Here is an 8242-nt window from a genome sequence, read left to right as displayed (position 1 = left end):
CCGCCGATCCCTGAACCATCCGTCTGAGCCAGTGCACTAGAGGCGAACCCATGCCCCGCCTCTACACCTCAGCCCCTCGTCTCTCAACGCTCGACACACGGCCCCCTCGGCCGGCATTAAAGGATTCCGATCCGGATCTGCTCACGGCCGAGCACAGGGCTTGAAGCCTCGAACTGATGATGCTCTCGTTGGCGCTGTCCGGGGCCGTGATTGCCCGGCATAAACATGAGCAGGCGAGTTTTGAGAAAGGCCCATGTCGAATCGCAGGTAAGAGCGGCACAGGGGCGTTCACGACCCTCTCACGGCGTGCCGTCGGATCGATCCCCCTTCATTGAAGCCTCCAGAGCCTGGCGCAGAGTGCCGTCGTCGTAGGGTTTCATAAGAAGTCTTGCACCGAGGCGCGCAGCTTCGGCTTGGACGCCGCTGTCACCGGTCGCCAGAACTAGGCGGAGGTGGGGCCACTGGGAGCGGGCGTTCCTGGCGAGTTGCAGACCAGAGATACCGGGCAGGCCGACGTCCGTGAGAAGCAGGTCCACCGGTCCACCATCCAGGATCTTCAAAGCTTCCTCGGCGGTGGCCGCCTCCTTGGCCTGACAGCCAACCTCCTGCAGCATTCCGACCGCTACTGCGCGGATGAGTTCGTCGTCTTCGACCAGAAGGACCGTCGTCCCCTTGAGCACATCGCGCTTCGACGGCTGCCGCTGCGGCGCTCGAACAGCAACCCGCCTTTGCGCCTGATTGGCCAATACGTGTCGGATCTTCCGGGCAAGCGCATCGCGCGTATAGGGCTTGGCAAGCAACTCAACGCCTGGATCGAGCCGCCCGCCGTGCACGATGGCGTTTTGGGTGTAACCGGACGTGAAGAGGACGGCGACATTCGGAAGCCGTTCCCTAGCTTTTCGAGCAAGCTCAGGGCTCCGCAGGGGGCCCGGCATCATCACATCAGTGAAGACCAGGTCTATCGGAATGCCACTGTCGATGACGACGAGGCCGGCCGCTGCATCCTTCGCCTTGACCACCCGGTAGCCAAGCTCCGTCAGCATGCCGATGACCACCTCACGGACTTCGTCGTCATCCTCGACCACAAGGATGGTCTCGTCTCCGCCACGCACCGGGCCGCTGGCAGTAGTGACCACAGCATCTTCGGCCGCGACCTCACGTGGGAAGTAGAGCTTCACCGTCGTCCCAGCGCCGACTTCGCTATAGATTTTCACGTGCCCGCCCGATTGCTTGACGAAGCCGTAGACCATGGCAAGACCGAGCCCCGTGCCCTTGTCCTCGGCCTTGGTCGTGAAGAAGGGCTCATAGACCCGGTCCAGAATTTCCGGTGGGATGCCCGCGCCGGTGTCGGTTACCGCGATCATCACATACTGACCCGCATTCAGATCCTCGTGCTGGCGGACGTACTCGTCGTCGAGCGAGGCGTTGCTGGCCTCGATCGTGAGCCGGCCTGCGCCATTCATGGCATCACGAGCGTTAATCGCGAGGTTCAGGATCGCATTCTCGAGCTGATCAGGATCGATGAGACTGTTCCACAACCCACCAGCGACCACCGTTTCGACCTCGACCTCCCCGCCGAGTGCGCGACGCAGCATCTCGTCCATGCCTTTGATCACGCGCCCAAAGTTCACGACCCTTGGCTCCAAGGGCTGGCGCCTTGCGAAGGCCAGCAACTGAGAGGCGAGTTTTGCCCCGCGTGCAACGCCGGCCAGGGCGTTCTGAACTCGCATCTCGGCCCGGGGATTGCCGGCGACGTCCCTGCCGAGCAGATGCAGGTTGCCGCTGATCACCTGCAGCAGATTGTTGAAGTCGTGAGCGATGCCGCCGGTGAGTTGCCCAATTGCCTCAAGCTTCTGCGACCGGATTATCGTTGTTTGAGCCGCTTGAAGCGCAGCCTCCGCCTCGCGGCGTTCCGAAATATCCCGGGTGACCTTCGCGAAGCCGACTAAGGTGCCGTCATCGTCTCGGATCGCGTCGATGACCACGTGCGCCCAGAAGGGCGTGCCATCCTTGCGAACCCTTTCGCCTTCGTGCTCCCACCGCCCGTTTTGCTTTGCCGTTTCCAGCCCGGTGTGTGGAAGGCCCGCGGCACGATCCGCTTCGGTGTAGAAATTGGAAAAGTGGCGGCCGATGATCTCTTCTGGGGTGTAGCCTTTGATGCGCTGCGCGCCTGCGTTCCAGCTTACAACGTGGCCATTCGCATCCAGCATATAAATCGCGTAGTCGGTGACGCCCTGCACCAGCAGCCGGAATTGCTCCTCACTCTCCCGTAATTTTGCCTCGGCCGCCTTCCGCTCCGTCAGGTCGCGGGTGATCTTGGCAAAGCCCAACAAGTCGCCCTCGGGCGACTTGATCGCGTCAATGATGACATGAGCCCAGAACCGTGCGCCGTCCTTGCGCATGCGCCAGCCCTCGCGCTCGACCCTCCCGGTCCGCGCGGCCTCCTCCAGCGCCAACGCAGGGACGTTCTGCGCCCGCTCGGCTTCAGTATAGAAGGTCGAGAAATGGCGGCCGATGATCTCGTCGGCTTCGTAGCCTTTGAAGCGCTTAGCCCCTGGGTTCCAACTGGTTACGTGCCCGTCGCGATCCAGCATGTAGATGGCGTAGTCGGTGATCGACTCGATGAGAAGCCGGTAGCGAGTTTCGCTAGACTGAGTTGTTTCCAAAAAACTTGAGCTTTCCATTACGCCTCGATCAAGCCCCAGCCAGGTCGCGGACCCTTCTCTAACCCTTGAACGCCACGAATGGTGCCGGCGTCGCCTGCAACGCTCGCTTCGGCCGCAGCACCGTCGTGCCGGCTCGCGCTGACTTGGACTGGGCACGGACCGGCTGCACGCTGATGGTGCAATACCAAGATGGAGGCCCGCCGTCTGCTCACTCAGGAACGCCGCGAGCGACGCAGCGCGAACGGCACGAGGAGCAGCGGCAGGCGACTGACGGCCTGCGGACGCTCAACGACCGGCTGAGGGACGTGCGCATATCGACGTAATGAGCCGTATGCGACGTCTCCTGTCGAACCATGCGATCTTGAGCGCCATAGGGATTTATGGCGCTGAGTCACCACCGGCTCAGGGCCGCTAGCCTCAACCTGATGGTGAGATCAAAACCAACTTTCCACGGAAAGGCTCACTCTGGTTGTTAATGCTTGCACAGCCGTATCCCTGCTCGCCAACCGCAAGTGTCCTCAATTTCAGCACAGCCTTGCCATTCTGCTTGACAGTCCATCCATCTTCGCTGGCGACGTGAGTAAAATCACCTTCATGATGAAGAACCTGACTGTTCTTGAACTGGTTGGGCGATGTGAGAATGACCGGAGAGTCAGACTGGCTGACAATGTTGAGCGTCACGTTTGAGTTCGCGGGCAGGCTGAGCTCCGCAGGTGCACAAACAGCCTTACCTTCTTGCTTGCTGATCCTCAGCTCTATCGGAGACTGCGCGGTGCTCTCGGGCGGGGTACTGGGCTTTCCTTGGGCAGAGGCCCCGCTGACGACGAGGGTAACCATTATCAGGCTCGACCCAAAAGAGGCGTATCGCAGCATCATCGATCTCCGTAGCGGTCTTGCCGAACCCCAGGTCAAGGCCCCGTCTTGCTGCCAAGTTCCTCCGTGCGCGCTACACGGGCGAAGGAGACACCCGAGCAGATCGTGAAGGCGCCCTGTGTGCCAGCGAGGGGCAATCCGGATTGAAATCTTGTGACGCGCCTGGGACAAAGATTCACATAGAGCAGTCCTAGCTTCAGAGCCCGCCCGGTCACACCCGGCGCCGCGGCGCTCTTTGTTGTGTCTGGTGTCGGGCCATTGGTCGTTGATAGAAGGGGCACGATTGAAGCCGCCGAGGCCATTCGATGCCGCGATACTTTTTCAACGTACACGATGGCGTGGACCGTCCCGATCCAGACGGAACTGTGCTGCCGAACAGCGAAGCCGCACCTGAGGACGAGTCAAGGGCGACATCGCGCATTGCCGCAAGGCCGCTGCGTCCTGCGAGCACGACCCCAGAGACGATCTAGTAGGCAAAGTCTGACGCTCGGTACCCACTGACGAGGTCCGCCAAGGATAGATTTCAGCCGTCGAGCAGCTTCGCGTCACTGCCCTGAACCAGCGTCCGCACGCCACGCAGCACGCCCTGGAATGAGCGCAGCGGCTCACCGACCCGCAGGCCGGTGCCGGTAATGCGGTACTCGCGGATCGTGTCCTCGTGCGCCCCGGTGCGCTTCTTCACCACCGAGATCGCCCGGCGTACGTGACCGAACGCCTCGAAGTAGCGCAGCAGCACCACCGTGTCGGCGAGATAGGTCACGTCGACCGGGCTCTTCATGTCGCCGACCAACCCGTGCTGGGCGACCGTCAGGAAGGTCGTGGCGCCTTGGCGATTGAGGTACTGCAGCAACTCGTGGATGTGCAAGATCAGCGCATCCTCGTCGGGCATCGCCGCCTGGTAGCCGTTGAGGCTGTCGATCACCACGGTCTTCGCCTGCGCCTCGTCGGCCTGACGACGCACGCGGTGGGCGAACTCACCCGGCGACAGCTCTGCGGCATCGACCTGCTCGATCGCCAGCAGTCCCTGGTCACGCAGGCCGGCGAGGTCGAAGCCCATCGCCTTCGTGCGCTCCAACAACAGCCCGAGTTCCTCGTCGAACACGAACATCGCCGCCTTCTCGCGACGCGCCGCCGCGGCCACGACGTACTGGACCGCGAGCAGCGACTTGCCGGCGCCAGCCGGTCCGAGCAGCAGGGTGCTTGACCCCGTCTGGATACCGCCGCCGAGCAGGGCGTCGAGTTCCGGGATCCCGCTGCGCAGCGTATCGCGGGCGAACCTGGTCTTGTGCTCCAGGGCGATGAGGCGCGGGAACACCTCCACGCCGCCGGTGGCGATGTTGAAGTCATGGTAGCCGCCGCGAAAGCGTTGGCCACGATACTTCACCACCCGCATCCGCCGCCGCTCGGCGCCGTAGTTGGGCGCCAGCCCCTCCAGGCGGATCACCGCGTGGGCGACGCTGTGCACGGTTTTGTCCAGGGCTTCCGCCGTGAGGTCGTCGAGCAGCAGCATGGTCGTGTCTCGCCGGGCGAAGTAGTGCTTCAGCGCCAGGATCTGCCGTCGGTAACGCAGCGAGCTGCCGGCGAGCAGGCGGATCTCCGACAGGCTGTCGAGCACGACGCGGGTGGGCTTGACCGCATCGACCTGCTCGAAGATCGCCTTCGTCGCCTCGCCGAGTTCGAGATCTGAGGCATACAGCAGGGTCTGTTCTTTCGCGGCGTCGAACAGGCTCTCGGGCGGGATCAGCTCGTAGATCGTGACCGCGTCGGGCAAGCTCCAGCCGTGCGAGCGGGCGGTCTCGTGCAACTCCTCGGTCGTCTCCGACAGACTGATGTACGGGCCGCGCTCGCCCCGGCGGGCGCCCTCCAGCAGGAACTGCAGGGCGGTGGTGGTCTTGCCGGTGCCGGGGTCGCCCTCCAGCAGGTACAGGCGGTTACGCGCGAGGCCGCCCCCGAGCACGTCGTCGAGGCCGGCGATACCGAACCTCGCCGTGTCCAAGGGCGCTGCCTTCGGTTCGGCATCAACGGCCATAGCTGGTCAGTTCCTTCGCGACGGCGGGTGGCAACGCGCGCGGGGATGCGCGGCAGCACGTCGGCGAGGTTCGCCTCGGCATAGGCGAGGTCGTGCGCCTGCTGCAGGTCGAGCCAGAACAGAGTGTGCACGCTGGACAGACGCGCGAGGCGAGCGGCCATGTCTGGAGTGATCGCGGCACGGCCGGCGAGGATTCTGTGCAGGGTTTGGCGGCTAATGTGCAGCTCGCGTGCGGCCTGGATGACCGCAAGCCCGAGGTCCGGCAGCACGCGGTCGCGCAGCACCGTGCCCGGATGGATCGGCTTCGCCTCCGGCGCCTGCATACACTCCGACTTCTTTGTTCTAGCTTCCATCTGTAGCGCTAGGGCTGACAGAGGTGAAGTCCGGCACCGCGCTGGCGAGGCACTCCATCGACATCCTGCCCGGTGAGAAGTTCGAGCCGGTCGGGAAGCTGGCCCGGCTTGTCTTTGAGGAGCTGACCGAGGCCCCTGACGGTCCGTTGATGGGCCTGCGGACTGTTTGGAAAATCACGAGCCTGAACGAGCTGCGGTTCATCACGGCGGTGCCGTTGACCGACTAATGAGCCCCTTCGTCCTTCAGCTTTGGTCCATCGGCAGATCAGGGGGCTGATCGTCCGGCTCTCCGTTGAAGCCTTCCATCCAGGCTATTCGCTCCTCGGATCCAAGTGCATAGGGACGGGCGTCTTTGGGACGTCCTGAAGCCCGCACTTTCGCGCCTTCGAGCAACAATTCGGACTCGCGCTTTGCATCCAGCTTATCCGGCATGGCTTCGTCCACCTTAGCCGAGGCTGCCGTCTACGGCGGACTTCTCTTCGAACACGCCCCGTTCATCACGCACAGTGATCTCAAACCGCGAGGGGTCTTGATGCACGCCAGCTGCCTCGACCATCTCGGTCAACAAGCGAGCCGCCCAAGCCCGAGCCTCCTTGTCGTCGGCGAGGGCGATGTCCTCTTTGTCCGTGGTGGCGCACTCGCCGTCGTCAGCGTGAAGAAGTATAGGGGCATAGCGGCTCCTCGGACCGATAACCGCACTGGGGGTAATCGATCCTCGACGCGTCGCGCCCTCCCGTCTCGATGGTCAAACGCAGCGCCTGCGAGCGGCTTCTTGGTCAACCTCGCGCCTTCTTTGTATGAGATTATACAAAGAGCGTTGCGTCAGGTGCGGCATGTTCGATACCAACTTCTGCCTAGAGACCATTCATCGGCAAATCGCTTCGGCCAACAGGCAGGTGCGAGAGCAGGCGCGTGAACTTGTTCTCTTGAGAGCCGATGGTGCTCAGACTGAAGATGCCGAACGCCGCTTGGAGCAGCTTGAGAGCGCCGTGAGGCGAATGGATGCGCATCGAGCGCTCGTCGAGCGCGCTGCCCGTTCTCTACAGCCCGGCGGGGAAGCGACGCTGGTGGATGCGGCTGTTCCCCTTCAAGGCAATGCCGGTGGATGGCGCGACGGCTCGCCCTTGTAGCGGCTCTCCGAACAGCGGGCAGCCGTCGTACGTCCTACGGTGCTGGATGACGATCTTGCCGCCTTCGGTGTAGGTGCCAGCCGTCGATACCCGTCCATGGCAGACCGGACAGCGCTTGTTAGCGTCACGATGTTCTCGGTGAGCTGCGTCCGCCGGCATTGCGTTCCACGCGCCGTCGATCTGGACTTCTCAGGTCGGCGAGGCGGGTAGGGGCATGATGCCGTTCTAGCGCTGCCGTCACTCTTGAGAAGCGGTGCCGTGTGTCACACCCGTCTTTTCACCGGAAGGATCATCATCACCACGAGCATGCCGACGAGCAACGCGATTGTCAGGATCCCGAGCGCATCGGCGTCGAGTTCAGTCGGAATGCTACTGTGTCTGACAAACGGCCACGCCATAACGACGGCCATCGCGCCAGGAATGGCGAACAGAACGATCAGGAGCGGAGTGAGAGCCCAGCGCGGCATGCGCCATCTTGCATGTCGCCGACCTCCCGACAGTCACCTGCCGGCCACAGGCTTCAGCCGCATCACGGCACTCATTGCTGCTATGTCGCACCCCGGATGAGGGACCCAATCGACGATTAGCCTGCTTTACCGCTGACCGCATTGATGGCGGCTCGGAGTACGCCGTGTTCAACCCCTTCTTTTCGTCGATGATGCTGGCCCTTGAGGCGCAGAAGGTCATCGAGCTGCGCCTCGTCCGACTCGCCTGGGGCGGCCGTGAAGGTCGCGCCGAAATGCAGTCCATGGTGATCGAGAAGGTCCACGCCGCCATTGAGGCGACCAACACGCTGATGTGTGGCGGGTCACCGGAAATGGTCGTCGCCCGATACCGGGAGCACGTCGCCACCAACACCAAGCGACTGCTGGCGGCATAGCCTCTTTCGTTGGAAGGATGCGGTCTAGGTCGCGAACCCATAACGGCTGGCACGGTTGAGGCGTGACGTCGTTAGCCCTCTGGAGACGGAGGGTTCTGAATGGCGCGGTTGACCTGACGGATGCAGAGTGGACGGTGATCGAGCCACTCCTGCCGACGGATGTGCGTAGCAAGGAGCGGGTGGACGACCGGCGGGTGCTCAACGGCATCTTCTGGCGGCTGCGCACGGGTGCGCCCTGGGCTGACATCCCGGCGCGCTATGGCCCGCATACGACCTGTGGCAACCGCTTCCGGCGCTGGCGCAAGCGCGGG

General features: G+C 63.2%; 12 protein-coding genes and 1 pseudogene. 5 read left to right on the top strand and 8 right to left on the bottom strand.

What is annotated here, in order from left to right:
* Positions 1-299 precede the first annotated feature (299 nt).
* Together MGN01_RS19825 and MGN01_RS19820 are read right to left on the bottom strand one after the other, a co-directional pair.
* The gene (locus MGN01_RS19825) at positions 300-2684 is read right to left on the bottom strand and encodes a hybrid sensor histidine kinase/response regulator (protein ID WP_147048561.1); all 2385 of its coding nucleotides are present in this window, start codon (positions 2682-2684) and stop codon (positions 300-302) included.
* Positions 2685-3083: 399 nt separating this feature from the next.
* Complete coding sequence (locus MGN01_RS19820; RefSeq protein ID WP_238258641.1) at positions 3084-3503, bottom strand: cupredoxin domain-containing protein; 420 nt, start codon at positions 3501-3503, stop codon at positions 3084-3086.
* 341 nt (positions 3504-3844) lie between these two features.
* Between MGN01_RS19820 and MGN01_RS24620 the strand changes: the two genes are divergently transcribed.
* Complete coding sequence (locus MGN01_RS24620) at positions 3845-4009, top strand: DUF6894 family protein (RefSeq protein WP_373319233.1); 165 nt, start codon at positions 3845-3847, stop codon at positions 4007-4009.
* 53 nt (positions 4010-4062) lie between these two features.
* Here the strand turns inward: MGN01_RS24620 and MGN01_RS19815 are convergent, their stop codons facing one another.
* A complete protein-coding gene (locus MGN01_RS19815) occupies positions 4063-5568 on the bottom strand; it encodes an ATPase domain-containing protein (RefSeq protein WP_147048560.1) in 1506 nt (501 codons plus the stop codon).
* Positions 5569-5699: 131 nt separating this feature from the next.
* Positions 5700-5891 (bottom strand): annotated as a pseudogene (locus MGN01_RS19810) (HigA family addiction module antitoxin); the annotation flags it as partial.
* A gap of 53 nt (positions 5892-5944) precedes the next feature.
* On the opposite strand from MGN01_RS19810, the gene MGN01_RS19805 reads away from it, so the two are divergent.
* Entirely contained in the window at positions 5945-6148 is a 204-nt protein-coding gene (locus tag MGN01_RS19805) for a hypothetical protein (protein WP_147048559.1), read from the top strand.
* 16 nt (positions 6149-6164) lie between these two features.
* Here the strand turns inward: MGN01_RS19805 and MGN01_RS19800 are convergent, their stop codons facing one another.
* Positions 6165-6353, bottom strand: coding sequence for a hypothetical protein (locus MGN01_RS19800; RefSeq protein WP_147048558.1), 189 nt, complete (start codon positions 6351-6353; stop codon positions 6165-6167).
* Between the two features lie 13 nt (positions 6354-6366).
* On the bottom strand, positions 6367-6585 hold the full coding sequence (locus tag MGN01_RS24615; protein WP_373866606.1) for a DUF6894 family protein: 219 nt from the start codon (positions 6583-6585) through the stop codon (positions 6367-6369).
* 169 nt (positions 6586-6754) lie between these two features.
* On the opposite strand from MGN01_RS24615, the gene MGN01_RS23745 reads away from it, so the two are divergent.
* Positions 6755-7051, top strand: coding sequence for a hypothetical protein (locus tag MGN01_RS23745; protein WP_170246081.1), 297 nt, complete (start codon positions 6755-6757; stop codon positions 7049-7051).
* Here the strand turns inward: MGN01_RS23745 and MGN01_RS24675 are convergent.
* Entirely contained in the window at positions 6962-7210 is a 249-nt protein-coding gene (locus MGN01_RS24675; protein ID WP_147048557.1) for a hypothetical protein, read from the bottom strand. The genes MGN01_RS23745 and MGN01_RS24675 overlap by 90 nt on opposite strands.
* Positions 7211-7314: 104 nt before the next feature.
* The gene (locus MGN01_RS19790) at positions 7315-7518 is read right to left on the bottom strand and encodes a hypothetical protein (protein WP_147048556.1); all 204 of its coding nucleotides are present in this window, start codon (positions 7516-7518) and stop codon (positions 7315-7317) included.
* A gap of 164 nt (positions 7519-7682) precedes the next feature.
* Here MGN01_RS19790 and MGN01_RS19785 point away from each other — a divergent pair, with 164 nt between their 5' ends.
* Positions 7683-7931 carry a hypothetical protein gene (locus tag MGN01_RS19785; protein ID WP_147048555.1) on the top strand — a complete coding sequence of 83 codons (249 nt, stop codon included), beginning with the start codon at positions 7683-7685 and terminating at the stop codon, positions 7929-7931.
* Between the two features lie 95 nt (positions 7932-8026).
* Positions 8027-8242: transposase (locus MGN01_RS19780; protein ID WP_147048562.1), on the top strand; the 216-nt coding region annotated here is incomplete at its 3' end.

It is taken from the genome of Methylobacterium gnaphalii (assembly GCF_007992215.1).
GTDB classification, from domain to species: Bacteria; Pseudomonadota; Alphaproteobacteria; order Rhizobiales; family Beijerinckiaceae; genus Methylobacterium; species Methylobacterium gnaphalii.
The sequence above is the reverse complement of the archived record's forward strand: the minus strand, read 5'-3'. Positions and strand labels throughout refer to the sequence as shown.

What these genes read in the sequence shown, in the direction of transcription:
- MGN01_RS23745 (WP_170246081.1), top strand. Translation starts at nt 6,755, where the DNA reads ATGTTCGATACCAACTTCTGCCTAGAGACCATTCATCGGCAAATCGCT.
- MGN01_RS24675 (WP_147048557.1), bottom strand. Translation starts at nt 7,210, where the DNA reads ATGCCGGCGGACGCAGCTCACCGAGAACATCGTGACGCTAACAAGCGC.
- MGN01_RS19825 (WP_147048561.1), bottom strand. Translation starts at nt 2,684, where the DNA reads ATGGAAAGCTCAAGTTTTTTGGAAACAACTCAGTCTAGCGAAACTCGC.
- MGN01_RS24620 (WP_373319233.1), top strand. Translation starts at nt 3,845, where the DNA reads ATGCCGCGATACTTTTTCAACGTACACGATGGCGTGGACCGTCCCGAT.
- MGN01_RS19790 (WP_147048556.1), bottom strand. Translation starts at nt 7,518, where the DNA reads ATGCCGCGCTGGGCTCTCACTCCGCTCCTGATCGTTCTGTTCGCCATT.
- MGN01_RS19815 (WP_147048560.1), bottom strand. Translation starts at nt 5,568, where the DNA reads ATGGCCGTTGATGCCGAACCGAAGGCAGCGCCCTTGGACACGGCGAGG.
- MGN01_RS19800 (WP_147048558.1), bottom strand. Translation starts at nt 6,353, where the DNA reads ATGCCGGATAAGCTGGATGCAAAGCGCGAGTCCGAATTGTTGCTCGAA.
- MGN01_RS19820 (WP_238258641.1), bottom strand. Translation starts at nt 3,503, where the DNA reads ATGGTTACCCTCGTCGTCAGCGGGGCCTCTGCCCAAGGAAAGCCCAGT.